This is a genomic window from Halorussus halobius (assembly GCF_004765805.1).
Classification (GTDB): Archaea; Halobacteriota; Halobacteria; order Halobacteriales; family Haladaptataceae; genus Halorussus; species Halorussus halobius.
On the sequence record NZ_ML219773.1, the window covers coordinates 780251 to 806342 of the forward strand.

28 protein-coding genes are annotated in these 26092 nt (G+C 69.5%); 12 read left to right on the forward strand and 16 right to left on the reverse strand.

The features are described from left to right. Positions 1-33 precede the first annotated feature (33 nt). A complete protein-coding gene (locus tag EPL03_RS03955; RefSeq protein ID WP_135828024.1) occupies positions 34-696 on the reverse strand; it encodes a DUF7504 family protein in 663 nt (220 codons plus the stop codon). Beyond that, entirely contained in the window at positions 693-1619 is a 927-nt protein-coding gene (locus EPL03_RS03960; protein ID WP_168216175.1) for a GAF domain-containing protein, read from the reverse strand. Before EPL03_RS03960 ends, EPL03_RS03955 begins: the two co-directional genes overlap by 4 nt. A gap of 138 nt (positions 1620-1757) precedes the next feature. Here EPL03_RS03960 and EPL03_RS03965 point away from each other — a divergent pair, with 138 nt between their 5' ends. Continuing rightward, on the forward strand, positions 1758-2255 hold the full coding sequence (locus EPL03_RS03965; protein ID WP_135828026.1) for a DUF7321 family protein: 498 nt from the start codon (positions 1758-1760) through the stop codon (positions 2253-2255). An 11-nt stretch (positions 2256-2266) separates the two neighbouring features. Here EPL03_RS03965 and EPL03_RS03970 read toward each other — a convergent pair whose 3' ends face one another. Then, entirely contained in the window at positions 2267-2722 is a 456-nt protein-coding gene (locus tag EPL03_RS03970; RefSeq protein ID WP_135828027.1) for an acyltransferase, read from the reverse strand. A gap of 76 nt (positions 2723-2798) precedes the next feature. Then, positions 2799-3485 (reverse strand): endonuclease III, encoded by a 687-nt coding sequence (gene nth / locus EPL03_RS03975; RefSeq protein ID WP_135828028.1) that lies wholly within the window; start codon positions 3483-3485, stop codon positions 2799-2801. An 890-nt stretch (positions 3486-4375) separates the two neighbouring features. On the opposite strand from nth, the gene mvaD reads away from it, so the two are divergent. Both mvaD and EPL03_RS03985 read left to right on the forward strand, forming a co-directional pair. After that, positions 4376-5359: a phosphomevalonate decarboxylase MvaD gene (gene mvaD / locus EPL03_RS03980; protein WP_135828029.1), complete on the forward strand. Its 984-nt coding sequence runs from the start codon at positions 4376-4378 to the stop codon at positions 5357-5359. 59 nt (positions 5360-5418) lie between these two features. Beyond that, entirely contained in the window at positions 5419-6621 is a 1203-nt protein-coding gene (locus tag EPL03_RS03985; RefSeq protein WP_135828030.1) for an NAD(P)/FAD-dependent oxidoreductase, read from the forward strand. A 17-nt stretch (positions 6622-6638) separates the two neighbouring features. Here EPL03_RS03985 and EPL03_RS03990 read toward each other — a convergent pair whose 3' ends face one another. Both EPL03_RS03990 and EPL03_RS03995 read right to left on the reverse strand, forming a co-directional pair. Then, positions 6639-7022 carry a hypothetical protein gene (locus EPL03_RS03990; protein WP_135828582.1) on the reverse strand — a complete coding sequence of 128 codons (384 nt, stop codon included), beginning with the start codon at positions 7020-7022 and terminating at the stop codon, positions 6639-6641. A 101-nt stretch (positions 7023-7123) separates the two neighbouring features. Continuing rightward, positions 7124-7594 (reverse strand): SHOCT domain-containing protein, encoded by a 471-nt coding sequence (locus EPL03_RS03995; protein WP_135828031.1) that lies wholly within the window; start codon positions 7592-7594, stop codon positions 7124-7126. 112 nt (positions 7595-7706) lie between these two features. On the opposite strand from EPL03_RS03995, the gene EPL03_RS04000 reads away from it, so the two are divergent. Both EPL03_RS04000 and EPL03_RS04005 read left to right on the forward strand, forming a co-directional pair. Next, positions 7707-7928: a hypothetical protein gene (locus EPL03_RS04000; RefSeq protein WP_135828032.1), complete on the forward strand. Its 222-nt coding sequence runs from the start codon at positions 7707-7709 to the stop codon at positions 7926-7928. A gap of 34 nt (positions 7929-7962) precedes the next feature. Then, a complete protein-coding gene (locus tag EPL03_RS04005; RefSeq protein WP_135828033.1) occupies positions 7963-8310 on the forward strand; it encodes a hypothetical protein in 348 nt (115 codons plus the stop codon). A 26-nt stretch (positions 8311-8336) separates the two neighbouring features. Here the strand turns inward: EPL03_RS04005 and EPL03_RS04010 are convergent, their stop codons facing one another. Beyond that, entirely contained in the window at positions 8337-8768 is a 432-nt protein-coding gene (locus tag EPL03_RS04010) for a hypothetical protein (protein WP_135828034.1), read from the reverse strand. Positions 8769-8991: 223 nt separating this feature from the next. Here EPL03_RS04010 and ppsA point away from each other — a divergent pair, with 223 nt between their 5' ends. The 3 genes from ppsA (at position 8992) to EPL03_RS04025 (ending at position 13790) form a co-directional block, all read left to right on the forward strand. After that, entirely contained in the window at positions 8992-11337 is a 2346-nt protein-coding gene (ppsA, locus tag EPL03_RS04015) for a phosphoenolpyruvate synthase (RefSeq protein ID WP_135828035.1), read from the forward strand. 162 nt (positions 11338-11499) lie between these two features. Next, entirely contained in the window at positions 11500-12522 is a 1023-nt protein-coding gene (locus EPL03_RS04020; protein ID WP_135828036.1) for a hypothetical protein, read from the forward strand. A gap of 101 nt (positions 12523-12623) precedes the next feature. Further along, positions 12624-13790 (forward strand): 3-dehydroquinate synthase II, encoded by a 1167-nt coding sequence (locus tag EPL03_RS04025; protein WP_135828037.1) that lies wholly within the window; start codon positions 12624-12626, stop codon positions 13788-13790. A gap of 506 nt (positions 13791-14296) precedes the next feature. On the opposite strand, the gene EPL03_RS04030 is transcribed toward EPL03_RS04025, so the two are convergent. The 4 genes from EPL03_RS04030 to EPL03_RS04045 form a co-directional block, all read right to left on the reverse strand. Next, on the reverse strand, positions 14297-14749 hold the full coding sequence (locus EPL03_RS04030; RefSeq protein WP_244605193.1) for a zinc ribbon domain-containing protein: 453 nt from the start codon (positions 14747-14749) through the stop codon (positions 14297-14299). A gap of 91 nt (positions 14750-14840) precedes the next feature. Further along, complete coding sequence (locus tag EPL03_RS04035; protein WP_135828038.1) at positions 14841-15512, reverse strand: type I 3-dehydroquinate dehydratase; 672 nt, start codon at positions 15510-15512, stop codon at positions 14841-14843. A gap of 99 nt (positions 15513-15611) precedes the next feature. Beyond that, entirely contained in the window at positions 15612-16646 is a 1035-nt protein-coding gene (locus EPL03_RS04040; RefSeq protein WP_135828039.1) for a DNA-methyltransferase, read from the reverse strand. A gap of 74 nt (positions 16647-16720) precedes the next feature. Continuing rightward, positions 16721-17689, reverse strand: coding sequence for a transcription initiation factor IIB (locus EPL03_RS04045; RefSeq protein WP_135828040.1), 969 nt, complete (start codon positions 17687-17689; stop codon positions 16721-16723). Between the two features lie 262 nt (positions 17690-17951). Between EPL03_RS04045 and EPL03_RS04050 the strand changes: the two genes are divergently transcribed. Together EPL03_RS04050 and yjjX are read left to right on the forward strand one after the other, a co-directional pair. Continuing rightward, positions 17952-18755, forward strand: coding sequence for a cobalamin-binding protein (locus EPL03_RS04050; protein WP_135828041.1), 804 nt, complete (start codon positions 17952-17954; stop codon positions 18753-18755). A 144-nt stretch (positions 18756-18899) separates the two neighbouring features. Further along, positions 18900-19421 (forward strand): inosine/xanthosine triphosphatase, encoded by a 522-nt coding sequence (gene yjjX / locus EPL03_RS04055; protein WP_135828042.1) that lies wholly within the window; start codon positions 18900-18902, stop codon positions 19419-19421. Positions 19422-19463: 42 nt separating this feature from the next. On the opposite strand, the gene EPL03_RS04060 is transcribed toward yjjX, so the two are convergent. Further along, the gene (locus EPL03_RS04060; RefSeq protein ID WP_135828043.1) at positions 19464-19925 is read right to left on the reverse strand and encodes an SHOCT domain-containing protein; all 462 of its coding nucleotides are present in this window, start codon (positions 19923-19925) and stop codon (positions 19464-19466) included. 81 nt (positions 19926-20006) lie between these two features. Next, positions 20007-21842 carry a flippase-like domain-containing protein gene (locus EPL03_RS04065; protein ID WP_135828044.1) on the reverse strand — a complete coding sequence of 612 codons (1836 nt, stop codon included), beginning with the start codon at positions 21840-21842 and terminating at the stop codon, positions 20007-20009. A 455-nt stretch (positions 21843-22297) separates the two neighbouring features. Here EPL03_RS04065 and EPL03_RS04070 point away from each other — a divergent pair, with 455 nt between their 5' ends. After that, positions 22298-22540 (forward strand): DUF7123 family protein, encoded by a 243-nt coding sequence (locus EPL03_RS04070; protein WP_135828045.1) that lies wholly within the window; start codon positions 22298-22300, stop codon positions 22538-22540. A gap of 149 nt (positions 22541-22689) precedes the next feature. Continuing rightward, positions 22690-23199, forward strand: coding sequence for a hypothetical protein (locus EPL03_RS04075; protein ID WP_135828046.1), 510 nt, complete (start codon positions 22690-22692; stop codon positions 23197-23199). A gap of 12 nt (positions 23200-23211) precedes the next feature. On the opposite strand, the gene EPL03_RS04080 is transcribed toward EPL03_RS04075, so the two are convergent. The 3 genes from EPL03_RS04080 to EPL03_RS04090 all read right to left on the reverse strand — a co-directional run bounded on the left by EPL03_RS04080 (position 23212) and on the right by EPL03_RS04090 (position 25853). Further along, positions 23212-23823, reverse strand: a complete 612-nt coding sequence (locus EPL03_RS04080) for a winged helix-turn-helix transcriptional regulator (RefSeq protein ID WP_135828047.1) — start codon at positions 23821-23823, stop codon at positions 23212-23214. A gap of 217 nt (positions 23824-24040) precedes the next feature. Next, positions 24041-25198, reverse strand: a complete 1158-nt coding sequence (locus tag EPL03_RS04085; protein WP_135828048.1) for an SPFH domain-containing protein — start codon at positions 25196-25198, stop codon at positions 24041-24043. Positions 25199-25298: 100 nt separating this feature from the next. Then, positions 25299-25853: an NfeD family protein gene (locus EPL03_RS04090; RefSeq protein ID WP_135828049.1), complete on the reverse strand. Its 555-nt coding sequence runs from the start codon at positions 25851-25853 to the stop codon at positions 25299-25301. Between the last annotated feature and the right edge of the window lie 239 nt (positions 25854-26092).

Here is a 26092-nt window from a genome sequence, read left to right on the forward strand (position 1 = left end):
TCGGCGCCGACGCGACGAGCGGCGCGGGCTTCGTCAGAACCCGACCCACTCCCGCGGGTGGTCGTCCAGCCCCCGGACGCGAAGCTCGGTCGTCCCGTCCTCGTCGCGGACGTCGACGCGGGCGTCGCAGAACTGCGCGATGGTGCTCACCACGCGCTCGTCCTGCGTCGCCGGGTCGATGAGGAACACGCCCAGCCCGTCGGCGGCGTCGATGCGGCCGCCGATGGTGTGGACGAACCGCGAGACGGTCCGGAACTCCGAGTACATCAGTAGAGTCGACAGCGAGTACAGCCCCGCGCGGACCCGCTCGCCACCGTTGCGGTGGACCGAGCCGTACAGCCCCGAGAACTCGATGCCGATGCCGGTCAGGTCGCTCGGACTCGACACGGTGGCGATGTTCTCGTCGTCCCCGTCGCGTCCGTGCTGGTTGCCCACGCAGTCGACGATGCCGAATCGGGAGCGGGACATGCCGCCGCACAGGTGGTCGCACTGGGCCAGCAGCTTCTCGCCGGTCTTGTTGGTCGTGACGAACATCATCCCCTCGCCCAGGTCGTTGCCGTCGGTGACGAGTCGGAGCGCGACCTCCCGCGCGCCACTCATCGCGGGGCCGGCGACCAGCAGATTCGTGCCGGGGTCCACGCCGTGCAGCGGCAGGTCGTCGCCGAACCGATACGGCTTCCTGGCGCGCTGGCTCACGACCCGTCGCCCCCCGTCCCGTGGTCGTCGGGTCCGGACGGCCGGCTCGACAGCCGGTGGCGGAGCTCTATCACGCTCATCGCGAGCTCCGCGAGCGTGTCGAGATACTCCCGGTCGTCGGTCGAGAAGGTCCGGGGCTCCTCGTCGTAGACGCACAGCGTACCGATACAGAGTCCGCCGTCGGTGACGAGGGTAGCGCCCGCGTACGAACGGATGCCGAGCTCGTCGAGGCTCTCGTTGTCCGCGAACCGGGGGTCGGCCTTCACGTCGCCGATGACCGTGATCTCGCCCGCGTCGAGTATCGTGTACGTGCAGATCGAGTCCTCGCGGGCTGTCGGGGTCCAATCGGCCCCGTGACACGCCAGGAACTCCTGGCTGTGCTCCTTGATGAGGTTCACCGACGCTTTCGGCGCGTCGAAGTACCGGGCCGCGAGGTCGGTTATCCGCTTGACGTCGGACCGCAGGGACTCCGAGTCGAGTTCGTAGGCGTCGAGGGCGTCGAGGCGGTCGGCCTCGTTCTGCGGGAGCGGGTACGCGCTCTGGGTCCGTGAGCCGAGAGTGAACTCCACCACCCGGCACAGTTCCTCGACCGCACCGGGGCCGCCCTTCGGGACGAACTCGGTGACGACGTCGGCGGCCCCGTCGGTGTCGATCGCCGCGCGGTCGGTCCCGGTGTAGAGGACGCAACCGGCGTCCGGAGCGACCGTCCGGACGTGTTCGGCGAGGTCCAGCCCGGTCCCGTCGGGGAGGTCGTACGCGGTCACCACGCAGTCGACCGGACGGTCCTGCAGGACCTCCTTCGCGTCGGCGAGCGACGTCGCGGCGACGAACGTCCCGTCCCGCGCCTGCCCGCGCAGGCGCTCCAGCGCGGTCGCGCTCGACGACTCCTCGCCGTCCACGTACAGCACGGTGTCGTTCGGCATCTGGGTCACTTACCACCACGTAGCGCCCGCCGGGGATTAAATTTGGCATGTCCCGACGGTCGACCGCGGCCGGTCGTGGGCCCGCCCACTCGGGGGATTTTCGCACACCTTAACCCGGCTCGCTCCCAACCGCCGCACATGGTCAGCGACGCCCTCGTCGCCACGGCGGTCGCGGTCGTCGTCACCGCGAGCCTCCCGTTCTACCTCTACGGCGCGTGGTACATCCTCGAACAGGCGGTGGTGACGTGGGACGTGCTGGTCCACCACCTCAAGTTCATCGCCGTGGGACTGGCCCTGACCACGATTCCGGTCGTGACCTGGATGGCCCCGCGCTTTCTCGACCAGATCGGCGGGCTCTCGGCCGTCCACGTCTTCCTCGGGCTGCAGGCGTACGCGATGCTGGCGGTCGCGCTCACCGGTATCGTCCGCATCTTCCAGGTCAAGCGCAGCCACGACCTCTACGAGAGGGGACCGGACGAGCGCGACGAGGACGTCGACATCGGCGACCTCCACGAGAACATGAGCGCGTGGCGGGCTCGGCTTCGGATGGGCGTCGCGGGCTACGTGCTGTTCTGGCTGCTGGCCTGGCTGGTCGGACTGCTCCGGTACGTCAACCGCTACCTGCTGTTCGGGTGACGCCCCGGGGGTCAGAGCGACCGCGACGCGGTGCTGGCGTCGGCGCGCACGACGGTCCCGCGCTCGACGTCGTCGGCGACCGTCGTTCCGGCCCCGACGACAGCGTTCTCCCCGACGGTGACGCCGGGTAAAACGACCGCCCCGGCACCGACGAACGCGCCGTCCTCGATTACCACCTCGCCGAAGGTGTCGTTCCTGAACTCCATCCCCGTCTCCGAGCGGTCGTGAGTGACGCCGACGACGGACGCGTTCGGGCCGACCTGTACGCGCTCGCCGAGCCGAGCGTTCTCGACGTAGCAGTTGGCGTTGACGTCGGCGGGTCCCGCCACGACCGACTTCTTTATCGACGTTCGTTCGTACACGCGGGAACCGGACCCGATTCTGGAGTCGTGGACGGTGACGTACTCGCGTATCTCCACGTCGCCGAGCGTCGAGTCGACGACCGATGCGGTCTCGTCGATGGCCATGCACTATCGGCGAGCCCACCGCCAATCAGTGTTCCGGAGCCGACAGGTCGGAGACGACGGTCCGGTTCGGCGCGGGTCAGCCCCACGCCTCGCCGCTGGCGAGGTCGACGTCGTGGTCGAGCTTCGAGGAGGGACAGCGGTCTTCGAGTACGCAGTCGGCACAATCGGGGTTGCGCGCGGTGCAGGTCGCCCGGCCGTGGCTTATCATGAGGTGGGTGTACTGCTGCCAGTCCTCCTCGGGCACCACGCCGAAGAGGTCCTGTTCGATGGCCTCGGGGCGTTTCTCCTCGGTGATTCCGAGCCGGCGCGAGAGCCGCTGGACGTGGGTGTCGACCACGATGCCCTCCACGACGTCGTGGCCGTGCTGGAGGACGACGTTGGCGGTCTTGCGCCCGACGCCCTTGAGTTCGGTCAGCTCGTCCATCGTGTCGGGGACCTCGCCGTCGTACTCGTCGAGCATGAGCTGTGCGGAGGTCTTGAGGTAGTCGGCCTTGCTGTTGTGGTAGGTGATGGAGTCGATGTCCTCGGACAGTTCGTCGACGTCGGCCTCGGCGTAGTCCTCGACCGACTGATACTTTTCGAACAGGTGTTCGGTCTCCTGGTTCACGCGCTCGTCGGTACACTGGGCCGAGAGGACGACCGCGACGAGGAGTTCGAGCCGGTTCGAGAAGTCGAGCGAGATGGTGGTGTCGGGGTACTCCTCGTAGAGGCGGTCGATGACTTCCTCGGCTTGCGCTTTGCGGGTGTCGCGGGGTTCTCCCATGTGTCGGTGGTCGGGTGGGCGCGCTTTGAATCTTGTTCGTCGTCGGGGGCGCGAGATTCGGTTGCGACGAGATGCGTCCGCGTGGAAAGGGGTCGGCGTCGAGTGGGTCCGCGTCGAGTGGGTCCGCGTCGAAACCGATGCAGGAGCGGCTCAACGGAAGCGAACGACGCCGACGAACCGAAGCTCGCTACTGCCGGGACCTATGAGTGACCGCACCCGTACCGCCACTGCACCGCACCCGCACCGCCACTGCACCGCACCCGCACAGCCCCGCCCCGCACCGCGACTGCACTCCAATCGCCACTGCACAGCACGGGCCTCACGCCTCCCCAGCCGATTGCGGTCCTCGGCCTCCGGCCCTGCGGTCCTCATCCCTCGCGCGCTATCGTCGGCCCACGAGGGGCCGACAGCGCACGCCAAAATCCAGTTTCGGCGTCGTGCAAGTCTCGCGTCGGACCCGGCGCGCGCTGGCGCGGTCCTCGTGACCGCGCCAACGCGTGCGAGGGAGGGGCGCTCTCGTGCGCCCCGAGGCTGGGGAGGGGTGAGGCTCGCTGTCGCGGTGCGGTGCGGGTGCGGTCACTCACTTGTCTCGGCAGTAGCTAGCTTCGTCGTCACAGAATCCTCCAACCAGCATCCACCAATCAGCAGCCACCAATCAGCATCCTCCGACCAACATCCTCCAACCAGCATCCTCCGACCAACATCCACCACTCAGAACCCGCCAACCAGCATCTCATCACGCAAAACCCGCCAACCGGAACCCCACCACGCAGCATCCACCGCGCCCGAACACACCAGACGCGCTCCCGAGTCCACGACCGAATCCCGTCCCCGAGCAACCCGCTCCGCGTTTCGAGAGTTTTAACCCCGCTACCCACGCGCGTCCATCCATGAAGGCGACCGCGACGGCCCACCCGATACAGGGGCTGGTCAAGTATCACGGGATGCGCGACGAGCAACTGCGACTCCCGTACCACGACTCCATCAGCGTCTGCACCGCGCCGAGCCACACCACGACCACCGTCGAGTTCGACCCCGACCTCGATTCGGACACCTTCGTCGTCGGCGGCGAGCAACTCGACGCCCACGAGGCCGACCGCGTGGCGAACGTCGTGGCGCGGGTTCGGGACCTCGCGGACGCCGACCACGCCGAGTACCCGGTCCGACTGGAGAGCGAGAACTCGTTCCCCTCGAACGTCGGTCTGGGCTCGTCGTCGTCGGGGTTCGCGGCGGCCGCGATGGCGCTCTCGGAGGCGGCCGACCTCGACCTCACTCGCCCCGAAATATCGACCATCGCGCGCCGCGGGTCGTCGTCGGCGGCCCGCGCGGTCACGGGCGGCTTCTCGGACCTCCACGCCGGACTCGACGACGAGGACTGTCGCTCCGAACGGCTCGACTCGCCGCTCGAAGACGACCTGCGAATCGTGGCGGGGCTCGTGCCGGCGTACAAGGAGACCGAACACGCCCACCGCGAGGCCGCCGACAGCCACATGTTCGAGGCGCGGCTCGCCCACATTCACGACCAGCTCGCGGAGGTGCGAAACGCGCTCCGCGAGGGCGACTTCCGCCGGGTGTTCGAGACCGCCGAACACGACTCGCTGTCGCTCGCGGCCACCACGATGACCGGTCCCGCCGGGTGGGTGTACTGGAAGCCCGACACCATCGAAATCTTCGACGCGGTCCGCGACCTCCGCGAGGCGGAGGACGTGCCCGTCTACTTCTCGACCGACACGGGCGCGAGCGTCTACGTCAACACCACCGCCGAGCACGTCGACCGCGTCGAGGAAGTCGTCGCCGACTGCGGCGTCGAGACGATGGTCTGGGAGGTCGGCGGCCCCGCAGAGGTCCGCCCGGAGAGCGACGCGCTGTTCTGAGCCCGCTCGCGCGGTCCGGTCCGTACTTCTAAGCCGCTCCGCTCCCAACACCCGACCGAATGCGAATAGCCGTCCTCGGCGCGGGCTACGCCGGACTCGCCCTCGCGCGAAAGCTGGAGCGCACCGTCCCCGACGACGTGGAGATACTGGTCGTCGAGCGGACCGGAACCCACCTCGTCCAGCACGAACTCCACCGGGTCGTCCGCCGGCCCTCGCTGGCCGACGACGTCGTGGTCGACCTCGACGACGTGTTAGCGCGCGCGACCGTCCGCGAGGCGGAAGTGGTCGACGTGGACCCCGACGCGGGAAGCCTCACGCTCTCTGGCGGCGAGACCATCGACTACGACTACGGCGCGGTGTGTCTCGGGGCCGAGACCGCCTTCTACGACCTGCCGGGGGTCGAAGACCACGCCACGCCGCTCAAGACCCTCGACCACGCCGCGGAGATTCGCGAGGAGTTCCTCGACGCGCTCGACGCCGCGAGCGGTGACGACTCGCCCGCCCGCGTCGTCGTCGGCGGCGCGGGGCTGTCGGGCGTGCAGGTCGCGGGCGAGTTGACCGCGCTGGCCGACGAGCGCGACGCCGGCGACGCGGTGACGGTCACGCTGCTCGAACGACTCGACAGCGTCGCGCCCGCCTTTCCAGAGAACTTCCAGCAGGCCGTCCGCGAGGAGTTGGCGGCCAGAGACGTCGCGGTCCGGACCGGCGCGGCCGTGGCGAGCGCGACCGACGAGGCGGTCGAACTCGACGGGGGCGAGCGACTCGACTACGACCAGTTCGTCTGGACCGGCGGCATCCGGGGGCCGGACGCGCTCGGCGGCGAGCGCCCGGCGGTCGAGAACACCTTACGGCTCGGCGACGGGACGTTCGTCGTCGGCGACGCGGCCCGCGTGGTGGACGCCGACGGCGAACCGGTGCCCGCGAGCGCACAGGCCGCCGTCCGGGAGGCGCGGGTCGTCGCCGAGAACGTCGCGAAACTGGTCGCCCACGACCGAGAGGGCGACGGGGTGTTCGAGCCGCGACTCGACCCCTTCGCCTTCGACTCGCCGGGGTGGCTGGTGTCGGTCGGCGACGGCGCGGTCGCGCAGGTCGGCCCGACCGTCCTCCGGGGCCGGGCCGCGAAGGCGCTGAAGACGACGGTCGGTGCGGGCTACCTCTCGTCGGTCGGCGCGGTGGGCAACGCGGTGGACCTCGTGAGCGAGGAACTGGGACGCGGGCGACCGTCGGACGACGCCACGGAACCGTCGGACGGGGCGGGATAACCGGGAGAACTCGTCCCTCAGAGTCCGGGGATGCCGATAGCGCTCGCCTCGATGAGCTCGAACGATTCGAGCACGACCAGGACCACCCAGACCGCGAGCCACGCCACCACGCCGATGCCGATGGCCTTGCCCCAGCCGCCGGGGTACCGAGCGTTGATGACGTACACCCACGCGAGGAGCGCGAGCAGCGACGCGAGTACCGACGCGAGGTCGCCGAGGAGGGGAATCCACGTCACCAGTCCGAACACCCCGGTTATCACCCACCAGACGAACGCGCCGACCAGCGCGGTCAGGACCGCGTACTCGTAGTCGTCGCGGTCGACGATGACGCGAGCGCCGACGTAGATGCCGAACGCGCCGATGAGGAGGCTCACGACGAATCCGATGAGCAGGTCGAGCAGTGCCATGTACTCGTAAATGAGCCGACCGGACTATTATATGTGCCGGGTGCGGTCCCGGAATCGCGCGGGCGAAGCGGGGAGCGCACGCCCGACGCGCACGACTACCGCTCGGTCGCGGGGTCCCGGTCGCGCGTCGCGTCGCGGTCGCCGGTCGGCGGCGCGTCGTCGTTGTCCCGAGGGTCGGTCCCGCCGGCGACGTGGTCGCGCGCGCCCTCCAGCGTCTCGGTTTCGAGCAGGCGCTCGACCTTGCGCTCGAACTCCTCGTCGCTCAACTCGCCGCTCGCGTACCGACTCCGGAGTTCGTCGAGCGCGTCGCGTTTCGCCCGGGGCGCGTCCGAGCCGAGACGGTCGCGCTGTTGCTCCCGCCGGGCGTCCGGCGTCGAATCGCCGCCGACGCCCAGTTGCTCGGCTGCGAGTTTCACCAGCGGGACGACCACCGCGAATCCGACCGCGAACACTATCCAGAACCAGCCGTAGCCGAGAAACAGCGAGACCAGTCCGACGCCGAGGACGAGCAGCGCGGTGAGTTGAACGAGCGGGTTCTCGTCCTCGGCGGGGTCGTCGACGTCCATGCGACCCAGTACCCCGGGCGGGGTCAAAAACGTGGACGTTCGAGCGACGGCGGCATTCTGTCGGACCGCCCGCGTCAGTGGCTTTAAGTCACTGGGTCGACCTTCGGGGCGCATGGCACGCGAGACTGCACTGCTGGACAAGGCACTCGCCGGGGCGGTCGGCGTCGCGGCGGGGGCGGCAATCGGCGCTCACGTCCTGCGCCACTACCGGCGCGAGGAGCGCACCCACGTCGTCTGCACCGAGTGCGGAGAGTCCCTGCCGGTCGAGGACGTCCTCGACCCGGCGGTCACCTGCGCCTGCGTCGCGCCACGCGACTCGCACGAGTTCCGATAGCCGTCCATTTACTCCGCCGGGTCGTAGGGGTCGCATGGACGACGCGGACCTGCGCGAGCGACTGGAGTCCCGACTGATGAGCCACGGCGTCTACGTGACCGACCTCGACGACGCGGGCGACCGCCTCCGCGTCGCCTACGAGACCGCGACGCCCGGCGACGGCGTGTCCCACCGCGAGGTCGGCCGCGTGCTGAACCGACTGCTGGAGGCCCAGGCCGACGGCTGGGAGCCGACCGACGTTGCGGGCGTCGTCTCGGGCGTGGAGGGCGACGACCGGGGGACGTGGCGGGCCGACCGCGAGTGGCTGGTCGCCCACGCCGAGGGCGACCTTTCGGACGTCGACCTCTCCCAGCGCGTGGTCGACACAATCGAGGAAGCCTGACGGACCGTCCCGCCACGGCGACGGACTCAGTTCTGTTGGCCGAACTCGAACTCCTCGGCGACCTCCTCGCGCTTCATCTCGTCGAACTTGCGGCGCACCTCGCTCACGTCGCGCTCGACGTCGACCAGCCGGTCGTCGAGCACCGACAGTATCTCGCTTTTGACCTTCTCGCTGTCGAAGCGCTCGCGCATCTGCTCCTCGACGGCGGCGGTGAACACCCAGACGAACGCCGCGACGCAGCCGACCGCCCAGAGGACCACTCCGAGCAGCGCGAGCGCGAGCCCCGGCGCGGCGGTCGTCAGCGCGGCCGAGAGGCTCGCGCCGTCCGCGAACTGGTCGTAGCCGGGCCCGAGTCCGACGGCCCAGCTCGCGCCCACCAGCGCGCCCCCGAGGAGGGTCGCGACGGCCGCGAGGGCGACGTAGTACACTGCCCATCGAAGCGCACGATTCGCGTCCATGGGTGGGTGAGGCGAACGCGGCACCATAAACCCACTCGTTTTCGTGTCTGTTCACGTATGTTTGCTGCCCTCGGGCGCGGCGGGGATTCAGCCGTCGACCGTTCGCCGGCCCCGCGCGACGCGGTCGACCCGTCCAAAATTGAACCCGATTCCGAGTTATTATCACGTCTTGCGCGGGTCGGAAGGTTCTTTATCGGCTCTCTCGTTCCACCTATCACGCACAATGGCTGTACTCTGGCTGGACGACATCACCGCGGACGACCTCGAACTGGTCGGCGGCAAGGGTGCGTCGCTGGGGGAACTCACCGGCGCGGGCCTGCCGGTCCCTCCGGGGTTCGTGGTCTCCGCGAGCACCTACCGCTCGTTCATCGAGGACACGGGCATCGACGAGGAACTGTTCGAGGCGGTAGACGTCGACGCCGACGACTCCGCCGCGCTCGCGGAGGCCCAGTCCCACGCCGAGGAACTCGTCCTCGACACCGAGATGCCCGACCATATCCGGCAGGAGATACTCGACGCCTACGACGACCTCGGCGACGGCGAGGCGTTCGTCGCGGTCCGGTCGTCGGCGACCGCCGAGGACCTGCCCGACGCCTCCTTTGCGGGCCAGCAGGAGACGTTCCTCAACGTCACCCGCGAGGACCTCGTCGACCGGGTCAAGGAGTGCTGGGCGTCGCTTTTCACCCAGCGCGCCATCTACTACCGCCAGGAGCAGGGGTTCGACCACGACGTGGTCGACATCGCGGTGGTCGTCCAGCGCATGGTCGACGCCGAGAAGTCCGGCGTGATGTTCACCAGCCACCCCTCGACGGGCGACCCCCGCATCATCATCGAGGCCGCGTGGGGACTCGGCGAGGCGGTGGTCTCGGGGTCGGTGTCGCCGGACAACTACGTGGTCGACCGCGAGACCGGGGCGGTCGAGGAGGTGACGGTCTCCGACAAGAAGACCATGATGGAGAAAGACGAGGCGACCGGCGAGACCGTCGAGCGCGAGGTCGCCGACGACCGCCGGAACGCGAAGGTGCTCGACGAGGCCGACGTCGAGCGGCTGGTGGAACTCGGCGAGCGCGTCGAGGACCACTACGGTACCCCGCAGGACGTCGAGTGGGCCATCGTCGACGGCGAGGTGTTCATGCTCCAGTCGCGGCCCATCACGACTATCGACGACGAGAGCGACGCGGCGGCCGGCGCGGACGCGGGCGGCGGGGCGGCCGACTCGCAGGGCATCGCGGACGGCAGCGGCGCGGTCGAAGCCGCCGCCAGCGGGGCCGGCGCGGACGGAGCGGGCGGGGATGAGGACGACGTGCTGGTCTCCGGGCTCGGCGCGAGCCCCGGCATCGCGGCCGGCGCGGCCCGCATCGTGGACAAGCTCGACCAGCTCGACAAGGTCGGCGAGGGCGACGTCATCGTGACCGGGATGACCACGCCCGACATGGTGCCCGCGATGAAGCGCGCCGCCGGCATCGTCACCGACGAGGGCGGCATGACCAGCCACGCCGCCATCGTCTCGCGCGAACTGGGCGTCCCGGCCGTGGTCGGCGCGGGCGACGCCACCGCCACGCTGTCCGACGACCGGCCGATCACCATCGACGGCGACAAGGGCACCGTCACCGAGGGGAGCAGGGACGCCGACGAGGAGCGCGAGCCGACCGAAGAGGTCCGGCCCACGACGCCGGTCAAGCCCATGACCGCGACCGAGGTGAAGGTGAACGTCTCCATCCCGGAGGCCGCCGAGCGGGCGGCCGCGACCGGCGCGGACGGGGTGGGCCTGCTCCGGATGGAGCACATGATACTCTCGACGAACAAGACGCCCGCGAAGTACCTCGACGACCACGGCGCGGACGCCTACGTCGACGAGATGGTCGAGGGGATTCGCGGGGTCGCCGACGAGTTCTACCCCCGACCCGTGCGCACGCGGACGCTCGACGCGCCGACCGACGAGTTCCGCCAGCTACAGGGCGGCGAGGACGAGCCCGACGAGCACAACCCGATGCTGGGCTACCGGGGCATCCGGCGGAGCCTCGACCGGCCCGACGTGTTCGCCCACGAACTCGAGGCGTTCCGGCGGCTCTACGAGATGGGGTACGACAACGTCGAGATCATGTTCCCGCTGGTCAACGACGCCGAGGACGTCGTCAAGGCGCGCAACCTACTGGAAGAAGCGGGCATCGACCCCGACAAGCGTCGGTGGGGCGTGATGATAGAGACCCCCGCCTCGGCGCTCGGCGTCGAGGAGATGGCCCAGCAGGGCATCGACTTCGCCTCGTTCGGCACGAACGACCTGACCCAGTACACGCTCGCGGTCGACCGCAACAACGAGAACGTCGCCGACCGGTTCGACGAACTCCACCCGTCGGTGCTCCGGCTCATCAGCGAGACCATCGAGACCTGCCGCGAGTACGACGTCGACACCTCCATCTGCGGACAGGCCGGCTCCAAGCCCCGGATGGTAAACCACCTCGTCGAGGAGGGCGTCTCCTCCATCTCGGCCAACATCGACGCGGTCCGTGACGTCCAACACGAGGTCAAGCGCGTCGAACAGCAGTTGCTGCTCGACTCGGTGCGGTGACCCTCCGGACGCCGTCCCGACGCTCGGGCCGTCACGTCCGCCGTTTTCGCGGCTCGGCTCGCCGAGTAAGCTCGGCTTAGGTCGCACAACGCGGGGCTAATCGGGCGAACGCCGCCGAAAGGTGCCCGGCGTTTATGGACGACGGCGTCGGACTGGCCGGGGATGGCCCCGCGACGCGTCGCGCTCCCGGTCGCCGCGCTCCTCGTGCTCGCCGGCTGCACCGGGACCGGACTCTCGCCGCCGGCCCGACAGACGAACGCGACCGAGACGACCGTTCCGGAGACGTCGTTCGAGCCGCCCGACGACCCCGTGACCTCGGGTGCGCCGGGCGAAACGACCGCAGGGGACGCGCCCGGCGACGCCACTGCGACGGACCCGCCCGGGGGGACGACCGCGGCCTCCAACGCGACGACGGCGTCCGACGCGAACACGCTCCCGCCGGGGACGAACGGCTCCGGCGTCGAGGACGCCGACGCGCTGGTGACCGCCCACCGGACGGCGCTGAACGACACCGGCTTCGCGTTCCGGTTCAGCGCGAACGTCTCGGTGGGACCGTCGGTCCAGTGGACCGTCCAGCGGGGCGGCGTCGAGCGCGGGCTCTCGCCGCTGGTGGTCCACTCCACGAGCCTCCGACGGCTCGACGACGACACCACGGAGGTCAGGACCGACCTCTGGGCCAACGCGACCGACGTGGCCGTCCGGTATCGCGGCGCGGACGAGGCCGACCGCCGGCGGTACAACCGGAGCGGCGAGGCGGTCGAGGCCTACGACGAGACGTGGGACCACCTGCCGCGGGCCGACCTCGACTCGCAGGTGACCCAGACGTGGCTCGTCGAACTCGCGCTGACCGTGGGCGACTTCCGGCTCGCGCGGACCGAGCGCCGCGACGGTCGGCTGTTCGCCACGCTCCGGGCCACCGAGTCGGTCGCGGCCGCCAACTACACCGACCTCAACGCCACCCTCACGGTCGACGGCCAGGGTCGGGTCCACGCCGCCGAACTCGCCGCCTCCGCCGAGGGCGGCGACGAGACACGCCTCCGGTACGAGTTCGAACTGACCGACGTCGGTGACGTGACCGTCGAACGCCCCGCGTGGGTCGAGGACGCGCCCCGGGCGAACGCGACCGCGACGGAAGCCAACGAGTCGTCGGCCGCGTCGGGCGACCCGACGACGACCGGCGGGTAGCGTCCGACCCGCCGACGACCGTCGAGTAGCGTCGGTCGTCGTCGGGCTCGCGGTTCGTGGCATCCGCCACGTTCAAGCCCTCCGGCCGCAAGCGTCCGACCATGACACGCTCCGTGTGGCTCAAGGCCGACGACGCGGTCGGCGACTGGGACGCCCGCCGGAAACGCATCACGGCGGGGCTGGAAGCCGGCGTCGACTGGGTGCTGGTCGACGCCGACGACGTTGGTCGAGTGCGCGAACTCGGCGACGTGAACGTCGCGGCGTTCGCCGACGGCGACGCCGAACTGATAGACGAGGCCGAGTCGGGGGTCGACCCCGACGCGGTGCTCGTGGGCAAGCGCGGCGAGGGCGACGGGACGGTCGACCTGCCCGCCGACCTCTCGGGGTCGGCGGACCTCTCGACGCTCCGGCGGGGCGACGGCCGGGCCGACGGCGCGTACGTCCGCATCTTCGACGAGGACTACGAGGCGTTCGCCGAGGCGGCGGCCGAGGCGGCCGCCTACACCGTGGTCGTCGGCGAGGACTGGACCATCATCCCGCTCGAAAACCTCATCGCGCGCATCGGCGAGGAGACCGAACTGGTCGCGGGCGTGACCACCGCCGAGGAGGCCCGGACCGCGTTCGAGACGCTCGAAATCGGCAGCGACGCGGTGTTGCTCGACAGCGACGACCCCGACGAGATTCGCGAGACCGTCGCGGTCCGCGACGAGGCCGACCGCGAGACGCTCGACCTCGACTCGGCGACCGTGACCGCGGTCGAGCGCGTCGGCAGCGCCGACCGGGTCTGCGTCGACACGGGCAACCTGCTCGACCACGACGAGGGGATGTTGGTCGGGTCGATGTCGCGGGGCCTGTTTTTCGTCCACGCCGAGACCGCCGAGTCGCCGTACGTCGCCTCCCGGCCGTTCCGGGTGAACGCGGGCGCGGTCCACGCCTACGTCCGGACGCCCGACGGCGACACCAAGTACCTCTCGGAACTGCAGTCCGGCGACGAGGTGCAGGTCGTGGACCTCGACGGCCGCACCCGCGAGGCGACCGTGGGCCGGGTGAAGATAGAGAAGCGTCCGATGTTCCGCGTGCAGGCGGAGTTCGACGACGGCGACAGGGTCGAGACGCTGCTCCAGAACGCCGAGACCGTCAAGGTCGCGACCGCCGCGGGCCGGAAGGCGGTGACGGACCTCGAAGCCGGCGACGAGGTCAGGGTGTATCGGGAGGGCGGCGCGCGCCACTTCGGCGAGGCGGTCGAGGAGAGCATCATCGAGAAGTAGTACCCGGTGACTGATTCACCGAGCGAGGGACTTTCCGGACGACTGAAACGGGAGTCCGGCGCGCGAGCAACGCGCGCGAGAGACGAGTGAGTGACCGACGGGAACGAACGAGGAGGTTGGGATGGAGGAGGTCGGGGTGGACGAGGTCGCAGTTCCCACCGGTCGAGGCCGAAGCTAGCTCGAACCGTTCGTACCAGACGACGTATCGTCGGCGGCTGACGGAATCGAGAAGCTAGCTACTCCCTCGACCGATGAGAAACCGCACGGCACCGCGACCGCCCCTCGTCCTCCCCACCCGCTTGCGTTGCTCGGTCGCTTCGCTCCACTGCGCTACTCAGCCATCGGAAGACGAACCGCGTCTTCCGAGCCTTGCTTCGCTTCGCTCAGCAAGACCTCGCGCGTTCTGGCGCGACACGAGGTCGCGCCGGCACGCGCCGACTGAACGGACAAATTCAGCGCACCCGACTCGAAACGACGGCCCCGGCACACCCGACTCGAAACGCTCGTTATCGCGACAGAGCGTTCCCTTCGGTCGGACCGTTCGGCTCGTCGCGCTCGGGCAGGGGCGTCGTACACCACTGGCAGAAGTCCAGGTCCGCGTCGACGGGCTTGCCGCAGGCCGGACAGCGCTCGCCGTCCTCGTCGTCGGGGTCGCGCTGGAGCGCCATCCAGTAGGCGTCGACCGCGCTGAACACGCGGACGACCCAGAGGGGCAACAGCGCCTCCAGCGGGACGTCGTTGGTCGCTTCTATCGCCGCGTCGACCGCCGCCCCGAGGCTCTCCGTGCCGGTGGCGGCCGCGTCGGGGAACTCCACGAACAGCAGGACCGCGCTCATCGCGAACGCGAACCACATCGCCGAGCGGAGCCACTCGCGCAGGTAGCCGTGCCCGAGCCCGGGCAGGAAGAACGACAGCAGCGCGCCCAGCCACGGGCGCTTGTCGGAGTTCCGGTCGATCACGAGTGCCGGATTGCCGACCTATCGTAATAAATGCTGTCCTCACGCGGCGCTTCCCGCCGGTTCCGGGCGGAGGCCTCACCTCGACTCCGAGTCAGCTCAGCTCGTCGACCAGTCGGGCGAGCGTGGCGAGGCCGTACTGGCCGGGCGCGGTCGCGTCCGCGGGGTCGACGGGCGCGTAGCCGATTCGCGAGCCGTAGAGGGGCGCGACGGCCCGGGAGTGGCGACCCGGCGCGCCCATCGCCATCGTGGCCACGCGCTCGCCCGCGGATGCGAACTCGCGGGTGACCGCCAGCAGGTCGAGCACGTCCGCGCGCTCGCCGGCCGTGACCGCGAGCTTGCCCACGTCCGCGCGGTCGGTCGCCTCGTCCAGCGTCTCGCGCAACGCCGCTCGGTCGGGCGTGCGCTCGAAGTCGTGCGTCGATGCGATTACCGCGGTCCCCGTTCGGCGGGCCGCCTCGGCGACGCGCCCGCCCTCGCCCTCGGCCAGCGACTTCAGTTCCACGTCGACCGCGCCGACGCAGGACAGTTCGGCGGCCGCCGCGAGGTCAGACAGTCGGGCCTCGTCGTCGACCGCCTCGCCGCCCTCCCACGCCGCGCGGTTGGTCGCGAGTATCGGCAGGTCGCCGTCGTAGTCGTCGAGCGCCGCCAGCGGGTCGTCGGCGAGGTCCATCCGGAACTCCGCGGCGTCGGCGTGCTCGCGGGCGCGGGGTTCCTCGGCGAGGTCCGCGAGGCTCGCCGCGAGGACGAACTCCTCGAAATCCATGTGGCGACGTGGGTCGGGCGAGAGCAAAAGCCTGTCCGTTGTTCGGCTCGCCGGCCGGCCCGCTTCTCGACGGCGTCCTCCGCTGGACGGGCGGACGTGTCAGGCTCCATCGAACGGCCGGTGGTCGACAACGTATCGGTCGCCCTCGCGCCGCCAGTCGGCCACGGTGTACAACCGCAGTTCCCGTTCCTGTCTGGTCTTCACGCGGAAGTCGTAGTGTTCGGCCTCGTAACCGAGGTCGGACTCGCCCGCGGCGAACTCCCGATGGTCCGCGAGCCGCGCCCGATTCCGGCGGTCGGCGAGCGACTCGACCCCGGCGAGGCGGTCGTCGAACACCTCGCGGAACTCCGGGTCGAGTTCGTACCCGACCGAGTTGCGCCCGGCGACCATCGCCGCGAGGCTGGTGGTGCCCGTACCCCAGAACGGGTCGAGCACCGTGTCGCCGTACACCGAGTACATGTTTATCAGGCGATAGGGGACCTCGACGGGGAACGCGCCCGAGCGCTCCCGGAGGTCGCCGTGGCCGAGCGCCTGCGTCTCGCCCTGTACGCCGGTCCAGAGGTCCGAGAACCAGCGGTTGCGCTCCTCCCAGAAGTAGGCCGCCTCGTACCGGCGGTCGGCCCCGGTCGCGAACTCGCGCGACTCGGGACCGTTCCGAAACAGGAGGACGTACTCGTGTTCGAGCGTGGGATAGGCGTTGGGCGGCACCATGCCCGAGCCCATGAACTTGGCGTGGCTGTTGACCGGCTTGCGCCAGAGCACGTCGGGCAGCAGGTCGAACCCGCGCTCGCGGAGCCGGTCGACGAGTTCGGCGTGGTTGGGGAACAGCCGGAAGCGGTCGCCGACGCTCCGGGTCGCGTCGCCCACGTTTATGGCGGCGATGCCGCCGTCGACGAGCACGCGCCCGAGTTCGTCCCACACCGGGGCGAGCGCGTCGTGCATCGCCTCGAAGGCGGCCTCGCCGTCGTCGCTCGCGAGCGCGTCCGCGACCTCGGAATCGAGGTCGGCGAACAGGTCGTCCCACATCTCTATCATGGGGTACGGCGGCGAGGTGACGACGAGTTCGGCCGCGCCGTCGTCGAGCGCGGCCATCTCGCGGGCGTCGGCGACGTGAATCCTGTGTTGGGTTTCCATCCGCGCTGTGGACTCTCGGCCGAGCGACAAAGTTCTTTTCCGTTAGCGTTCTTACTAGTAAAAGAACGTTCGGCTCAGGCCATCGCGGGGGCCTCTTCGGCTTCGAGGAGTTCGTGGTAGCGGTTGCGGATGGTGACCTCGCTGATGTCGGCGACCTCGCTGACCTCGGCCTGCGTGGTCTTCTCGTTCGTGAGCAGGGCGGCGGCGTAGACGGCGGCGGCCGCCAGCCCCACGGGCGACTTGCCCGAGTGGACGCCCTGCTCTTTGGCGGTCTGGAGCAGTTCGCGGGCGCGGTGTTCGGCCTCGTCCGAGAGGTCGAGTCCCGACGCGAACCGGGGGACGTAGCTCTCGGGGTCGGCCGGCCGGACCTCCAGATTCAGCTCGCGGACCACGTAGCGGTAGGTCCGGGCGACCTCGCTCTTCTCGACCCGGCTCACGTCGGCGATCTCGTCGAGGCTCCGGGGCACGCCCGCCTGTCGGGCGGCGGCGTAGACGCAGGCCGTCGAGACGCCCTCGATGGAGCGGCCGGGGAGGAGGTCCTCGTCGAGGGCGCGGCGGTAGATGACGCTGGCGGTCTCCCGAACGTTGTCGGGGAGGCCGAGCGCGGAGGCCATGCGGTCGATTTCGCCGAGCGCCTGCTTGAGGTTGCGCTCCTTGCTGTCGCGGGTCCTGAACCGCTCGTTCCACTTGCGCAGGCGCTGCATCTTCTCGCGCTGGCGCGCGCCCAGCGAGTTGCCGTACGCGTCCTTGTCGCGCCAGTCGATGTTGGTCGACAACCCCTTGTCGTGCATCGTGTTCGTGGTCGGCGCGCCCACCCGGCTCTTCTCGTTTTTCTCCTTGGAGTCGAACGCCCGCCACTCCGGGCCGCGGTCGACCTGGTCCTCGTCGACCACGAGGCCACACTCCGCACAGACCGTCTCGCCGTGTTCCGTGTCGGAGATGAGGTTCCCGCTGCACTCCGGACACGCGGTCAGTTCCTCGTCGTCCTCTCGTTCGACGCTCTCTTCCTCGGTTCGCTCCATCCTGGTGCGTACGTCTGACATGTTGGATTCCTCGTTGCCGCTGATGGCGAAGGCTACCGGGCAGGGAGAACCTGGAAAACCCGGACCTAAGTTCTTGAACATGTGTTCATCCGAAAGGTATTTAATAGTTTCGGAATTTACTTCGACTGGTCGCGTGAACGGGTGTCACGCACGGGCGAGACGCCGGCCCAACTTCGGGTGAGGGAAACACTTTAACCACGCGCGTTCGCGTTTCACGCGCCGAGCGGACGATTTAACTCGCCGGGGTGTGAACGCCCCGGCGATGGACGCCGACATCGAGCGCGTCGTCTCGCTCGCGCCGAGCGCGACCGAGGTTCTGCAGGCGCTCGGCGCGGAGGACCGACTCGTCGGCCGGACCCACCACTGCGAGGCCGACTGTCCGCCCGTCGGCGGGTGGCTCAACCCCGACTTCGAGGCGGTGGCCGACCGCGACCCGGACCTCGTGTTGACCGCCGACGACCTGCAGGCCGAGGTGGTCGAACAGCTCCGGGAACGCGGCCACGAGGTGGTCCACGCCGCCCCCGCGACCCTCGAGGAGGTCGTCGACTCGTTCGCCGAGGTCGGCGCGGCGGTCGGCCTCACCGAGACGGGCCGGGCGCTGGCCGACCGCGCGCGCAACCGCCTCGACAGGGTCGGCCGGCTCACGCCCGACGACGACCGGCCGGTCGTCTACTGCGAGGAGTGGTCGGACCCGCCGATGGCCGCCGGTAACTGGGTACCCGAGGCGGTCCGGGCCGCCGGCGGGCGCTACCCGCTGGTCGACCCGGGCGAGCGCTCGCGCGAGGTGTCGGTCGCGGAGGTCGAGGCGACCGCACCCGACCACGTCGTGCTCCACGTCTGCGGCCACGGCGCGGGGGCCGACCCGGACGTGCTCGACGAGCGCGACTGGTCGCTCCCGGCGATGGCCGAGGGGAACGTCCACGTCATCGACGACTCGCTGCTCAACCAGCCCAGTCCGAGGCTCGTGGACGGCATCGAGACGCTCGCCGCGCTGTTCCACCCCGAGGCGCTCGACGCGTACTCGCCCGACCGGGCGTTCGAGGACTCACGAATCGGCGAGCGCTGAACGCCCGGACTCGCCTCCACGACCGACGGACCCCCCCACGGCGACCGCGACCGGCCGGCGGCGTTCGGAACCCTACGTCTCCATCGACCGTCTCGGGCGTCCAAGAGCGTAACCGCCAAGTCCGCTCCGCGTCTCCACGCGCTCATGCGAGTCGGCGTCGGCAGTACGAATCCGGTCAAGCTGAGCGCGACCGAGTCGGCCCTCTCCGCGATAGCCGACGCTCCCGTCGTCGAGCCGGTCGCGGTCGACTCGGGCGTGAGCGAACAGCCGGTCGGCGAGCGCGAGACAGCCGCCGGGGCCGAGAACCGCGCCCGGAACGTCCTCGACGCGGGCGAATACGACCTCGGGGCCGGACTGGAGGGCGGCGTCGCCGAGGTCGAAGCGGCCGACGGGCTCTTCCTGACGATGTGGGCGGCCGTGACCGACGGCGACCGACTGGGCCGGGGCGCTGGCCCCCGACTCCGCCTGCCCGACGCCGTCGCCACCCGCGTCCGGGCCGGCGAGGAACTCGGCCCCGTGATGGACGACGTGCTGGGAATCGACGACGTGGCCGAGAAGCAGGGCGCTGCGGGCGCGCTCACCGGCGGCATCGTCGACCGCGAGCGCGCGCTCGCGCAGGCGGTCGCCGGAGCGCTCGGGCCGTTCGTCACCGACCGCTACGAGTGAGCGGCCGGTCGACCGCCGACCTCCGCGTCCGGACTGGGCTCGTCACTCCCTATCGTACTCGGCGTCTCGATTCGCCGGCGTCTCGGCGTCCGAGTTCGCGCCGGCATCGACCCCCGAGTCGACGTTCGGGGTCGCTCCCGCGTCGAAGACGGCGTCGGGGTCGACCTCGATTTCCTCGGTCGCGAGCAGCTTCTCGACCTGCCGTTCGAACTCCGCGTCGCCGATCTCGGCCCGGGCGTACCGGCTCCTGAGCTCGGCCAGCGGGTCGGCCGGCTCGGCGCTCGAATCGCCCCCGTCCGACGAGCCGCCGAGCGCGGGCAGGAGTTCCTCGCCGACGATGGGGACGAGCGGCGTGAGCAGGAACCATCCCACGACGAACACGACTATCGCCACTTCGACGCTCGCGAACAACAGCGCGAGCGTGCCGACCGGGAGGGTCGCGACCGCGACGACCGCCGTGAGCGCGCCGACGAGGTCGTCGGCCTCCGTCGACTCGTCTGCCATGCGAGTGGGTAGCAATAGTAGCCCAATAACCATTTCGCACTCGCCGGGCGACTCGGCCGGCGTCGGGACCCGGACGAGGGCTCAGTCGTCGGCCGCGGGGTCGGCCCCGGTCCGGGCCTCCGTGCTCTCCTCGACCGCCGTGGTGAGCGAGACGTTCAACAGGAGCATCGAGGCCACGCCGCCGACCAGCGTGACCACGTTCTTGACGGCGTGGTCGAGGATGGCCGCGCCGAGCGCGACCGTCCCGGAGATGGGCGTCAGCCCGATGACGAGGAGCGTGAACGCGCCCTCGTAGAGGCCGATGCCGCCTGGCGACAGCGGCAGGACCTTCGCGAGGTTGCCCACGCTGACCGCGAAGAAACACACGGCGACCAGCGTCGGGAGCGGGAGCGAGACCGTCGGGAACGCGGTCAGCACGAGCAGCGCGGTCACCACGTCGAGCGACCAGATGACCAGACTGGTCGCGCCGACCCTCGCAAACGCGGCCCGGTCGCTCGCGACCGTCTGGACGTCGCCGGTGAACCGCTCGATCACGCTCGCCACGTAGTCGGCGTACGAGTCGTTGCTGACCCGCGAGACGACCGCCCGGACGTAGTTGCGGTCCGAGCGCGCGCTCGCGACGATGACCGCCACGGCAAGGATGGCCGCCAGCCCCACGCCGCCCGCGACGTAGAGGGCGGTCTGTCCGCTGTCGCCCACCTGGCCGCCGGCCGGCGAGGAGCCGACCAGGACCGACTCCAGGCCGGCGGTCGCGCCCGTGAGCGCGAACCCCACGAGTACGACCCCGGCCAGCACCGTGATTGTCAGCAGGTCGAACACGCGCTCGACCGCCAGCGACGCGAACCCCGTCGGGTACGGAATCGCGCGGCGGGCCTTCACGACGTAGGCCCGGACCGCGTCGCCCGCGCGGGCCGGGAACACGAGGTTGCCGGTCTGGCTGATGAATATCGCGCCGGTCAGGAAGTTCGCGCTCTCGGTGTACTCCAGCTCTTCGAGGATGTCCCGGTAGCGCGCGCCCCGGAGGGGCCACGACAGCACGTAGACCACCGCGGCCGCCGCCACGAGGCCGGGGTCGGCCGCGCTCATCTGTTCGAGCACCTCGCCCAGCGGGAGGTACTGGCCCATCAGCGCGACCGCGACGACGGTGAGTACGATTCCGGCCAGGATGGACACCCGGCGGGTGATTCGGGGCTGAACCGAGAACTCCCACCAGCACCGGACTATCTGGCTCCCCATCCCGAACACGTCCCGCACGATGTCGACCTTCGAGTCGCCCTTGGGCGTCCAGTCGACCGCGAACTCCCTGACGTCGTACCCCCGGCGCTGGGCCCGGACCAGTACCTCGGTGTCCCAGAACCAGTGTTCGTCGCCCACGTCGTCGAGCACGTCGAACAGTGCGGTCCGGTCGAACGCTTTGAACCCGCACTGGTGGTCGCGCAGGTCCGACCCGAGGAAGAGTCTGGTCAGGCCGTTGAACCCCCGGCTCGCCAGGTCGCGCTTGGCCGGGCGGTCGGCCTCCTCGCCGGGCATCCACCGCGAGCCGGTCGCGAAGTCGTACTCGCCCGACCGGACGCTCTCGACCAGTTCGCTCAGATGCTTCATGTCGGTGGCGAGGTCGGTGTCGAAGTACACCAGCGTCTCGCCGTCGGCGGCCTCGAACGCCCGGTTCAGGGCCCCGCCGCGTCCGAGTCGCTCGTCGCTGTGGAAGTGCCGGACACGGTCGTCCTCGGCCGCCATCCGGTCGGCGATCTCGGGCGTGCGGTCGTCGCAACCGTCCTCGGCCACGATGACCTCGAACGCACCCGCCGGCAGGAACTCCCCTAACGTGTCGAGCGTCTTCGTCACGGTGTTCTCGATGGTCGCCTCCTCGTTGTACGCCGGGAGGACGACGCTCACCTCGACTGCGCGGCCGCTCATTGTCGAGTAGCTCAGTCCCGCCGCCTAAGTACCTTCTGCTCCGTTCCAGACGCTCCGTCCGGGTAGGTCGGGCTTTGGGCGGCGGTACGCTCCGTTTCGCGCGGGCCGGCTGCCCGCTCCGGTCGGACCCGGCGCGCCCCCGGGCCGAAACCCGTCGTGGACGCGAGTCGCGCGGTCGTTACGTCCGGTAACGAGCTGTTTCCCGGCGCGCAACCGGCCGCTCCGAACTCGGTCCGCGCTGCGTCGCACCCAGCGTCGCTCGCGGGCCGCCGGCTCGCGGACCGCTCTCGACGTCCGGAACCCAGCCCGAAACCTCCGATTAACCAGCCGTACCAACACCCCGGTCTGGGGTGGTTTAGTTCAACTAATTTCAATCTGAAAATGCACGAGTGCGTGGGGTTAGCCTCCCGTACCAAATCCACTAAGGAGGGCTCCGTTCTATCCGAAGGTACGTCATGAGCACGACCGCATCTGCCGGCACGGCCACGCTGACCGACAAGCAACAGCGCATCCTGCGGTACCTCCGCGAGCAGGGTCAGATGAAGACGTACTTCAAGTCCCGACTCATCGGCGACGAGCTCGGGATGACCGCCAAGGAGGTCGGCGCGAACATGACCGCCATCGCCGAGGGCGAGTTCGACGTGGACGTCGAGAAGTGGGGTTACTCGTCGTCGACGACGTGGAAGGTCACGGCCTGAACGCGCTCGACGTCATCGGCAATTACCGAGCCACAATCAGGCGACTACTGGCGCACACCGCGGTCGAGTCCGCCCACAGGCTCCCGTCGTTCGCCCTCCAATCTCCCCATTCTTTACGTACTCCCCGCCCGGAAACGGCTAACAGCATCATGCGGCGGCGATCAGTTCTTCGGCTAGCAGGGACAATCGGCGTTGTTGGCACTTCGGGCTGTACCCAATTCCCCTTTCGGGGCCAGCAGTACCGCCTCTGGTTCGTCCGCATCCACAACGGAAGCGGCAGCGAACAGCAGTTCGAGTTGCGCGTCCGCCGCGACGGCGACGCGGTGTTCGAGGGCGAGTACGCCATCCCCGGTTTTCGGGACGACGAAAACGAGGTGGCGTCGTACGCCGCCATGGACGCCGCCCGACTCGTGGAAGCCGAGTGGGACGTGCAAAGGGGCACCTACACGGTCGAGTACCGATTCGCCGACGAAGACTCGTTCGAGGAAGTCGAAGTCGGAGAAATCGACGAGTTCGAGGCCGAGGACGTCGGCGTCGAGATACAGCTCTACGGCGGTGGTCTCGCCCGGCGGTCGGTCGGACTGAAGGTCCTCGAATTCGATTCGGACGAGCAGGCTGGACGATTCCTCAGTACCGTAACGAACCAGACCGACGGCTGACGGAGCGGACAGTCACGGGTCGAACGAGATGAAGTCGTCGGCCTCGGCCGCGAACGTCGCCGCCCGCTCGCCCAGCGAGTCGGCGTATCGGACGACCAGCGTGATGACGGTCTCGGGCTTGCGGACCGCGTAGCCGTCCTCGCGGTCGAGCAGGCCCACCTCTTCGAGGTTGGCGGCGTACTTGCTCACGGTCGGTCGGGAGACGTCGAGCGCGTCCGCGAGGTCGCTGCCGGTGGCGTCGGGGTCCCGAAGCAACTCGACCAGCATCCCCCGTGGCGTGTCCCGGCGGAGGTAGCCCAGCGCGACCTGCTCGAACGCCGAGAACTGCTCGGCCGGGTAGAACCGGCGGTAGTCGCCGTCCCGGCGGCTCTCGACCACGTCGGCGTCGAGCAACTGGCGGAGGTGGTGCTGGGCCTCGCCGGTTCCGAGTTTGAGGTCGTCTCGGACCTTCGAGAAGTGTGCGCCCGGCGTGGTGGCGACGTAGCCCGCGATGGCGTCGCGGGCCTCGCTCTCGCCGCTCTCGGCGCTGGCTCCGAACGACGCCAGCGGCGTCGCGGCCCCGAGGACCGCGAACCGGCGGAGCGTCGTCCGCTTATTTTCATCCACGTCGGGGCGCTCAACCATCTACAGGATAAGGGTCGTGGTCGAACAATAAAACGTCTTCGGCTCGCGAGTCGGTCACGCGGCCGAGGAGTCGCGAACGGCCGGTAGCCCGGCCGTGGCGTCGGTCCCGCGCCGAACCGGCTCCTGTCGTTTCGAACGTCGGTCAGGAATCGCTGTCGGGAACCGCGCCGCTCGGAAGGCGCGACGACCTGGAGGAAAGGACGGGTGGCGACCGCGACTACTCGACTTCCGTCTCCAGTTCGGCGTCGACGTCGGTGTCGACGTCCTCGATGCTGTCCTCGTCCATCTCCTGGATGACCTCGTCGGGGCTCTTGATGTCGGCGGGGTCCTCGCCCTGCTTGATGGCTTCGGCCTCCTGCTCCATGGCCTCGACGTCCATCTCGGCCTCCTCGTCTATCTGGCCCAGAATCTCCTCGATGTTGTCCAGCCCGATGAGTTCCCGAGTCTCCTCGTCGAAGTCGAGGCTGTCGAGCTGGTCGCCGTCCGTCTGGACGTCGCTACCGGTGAGGTGCTTGCCGTATCGACCGACCAGCGAGGAGAGCTCCTGCGGGAGGACGAAGGTGGTGGACTCGCCCTGGCCGATGGATTCGAGCGTCTCCATTCCCTTGTCGATGACGGCGCGCTCGCCCATCGACTCGGCGGACTTCGCGCGCAGAACCGTGGAGACGGCGTCACCTTGGGCTTCCAGAATCTGGCTCTGTTTCTCGCCCTGCGCCCGGATGATGTTGGACTGCTTGTCACCTTCGGCCTGCTCGATCGCGCTCCGGCGCTCGCCCTGCGCCTCCAGAATCATGGCGCGGCGCTTGCGCTCCGCGGAGGTCTGTTGCTCCATCGCCTGCTGGACGTCCTTGCTCGGGTTGACCTCCCGGACCTCGACGCTCTCGACGCGGATGCCCCACTCGTCGGTGGGCTCGTCGAGTTCCTTCCGGATTTTGGCGTTTATCTGCTGGCGCTTGTTGAGCGTGTCGTCGAGTTCCATGTCTCCCAGCACGGCCCGGAGGGTGGTCTGGGCCAGGTTCGAGACGGCTCGCTTGTAGTCCTCGACCTCGAGGAACGCCTTCTTGGCGTCCATCACCTTGATGTAGACGACGGCGTCGGCGGTCACCGGGGAGTTGTCCCGGGTGATGGCCTCCTGCCGGGGGACGTCGAGGGTCTGGGTCCGCATGTCGAACCGATGGGTCGCGCTCACGAACGGCGGGACGAAGTTGATACCGGGTTCGAGCAGCTTTCGGTACTCGCCGAACACGGTGAGCGCGCGCTTCTCGGTCGCGTCGACGATCTCCACCGACTGCCAGATGGTGATGATCGCGAGTGCGAGGACCAGTAGCGCGACGGCGGTGAAGCCGCCGACTGTCGCCTGTAGTGGGACGAACATACGCGGGTGTTAGAAAGATGTAGTGTTAAGCGTTCCCCTCGCCGTCGCTCCGGGCGCGTCGAAAACTGCCGAGCGAGCGGCTGCTCGGGGTCGTGATGGGTCAGACGCCCTCGGTGTCGGTCTCGCGGTCGCGCTCCGAGTCGGGGTCGGCGGCTCGACCCTTCCGGAGTTCGCGGTCGATGGGGTCCTCGATGGCCTCCAGCGACTCGACCGTGACGACGTTGCCCCCGCCCGGGTCGACCACCATCACCTCGGTTCCCTCCGGAATCTCGTCGCGGACGCTCCGGGCGGCGTAGTGGGGGTTGAACCCGCCCTCGTGGAGCTTTATCTCGCCGTCCTGGGGCGTGACGCGCTCGGTGACGACGCCGGTCTTGCCCTTCAGCGAATCGGAGTCGCTGGTGCGCGCGACGCCTTTCCCGCCGTAGAGGTCGAGTTCGCGGTAGGCGTACAGCGAGGCGGCCCCGAAGATCAACACCAGCGCCGCAAGCAACAGCGGCGACGCCAGCGGCCCGAGCAACAGCCCGACCAGCCCCGCCAGCGTGAGCGCGACGCCGAGGACCACGAAGTGCGCGCCCGGGATCAGCGCCTCGGCGATGGACAGTCCGACCCCGGCGACGAGGAGCAGCATCGGGAGCGAGTCCAGCAGCGGTTCCATACCATCGTCTTGGGAGCCGCGCGGGTTAACGTTTTGCAGTCGGTCGAAGAGCAGCGTTCGGATACGTCAGTCGTCGTAGCGATACGGTCTCGAACGCCTTCGGCGCGCTCTCCGACGACGCTGGAACTGCAGACGTTTCCCCGAAAGCCCTCGGCGCGCTCGCGGTCGCTCAGCAACATATTCGACGGACGTGGTTGCGTCGAATAGTGGTCGCTGAGGCGACCACGGGCCTGCGGCCC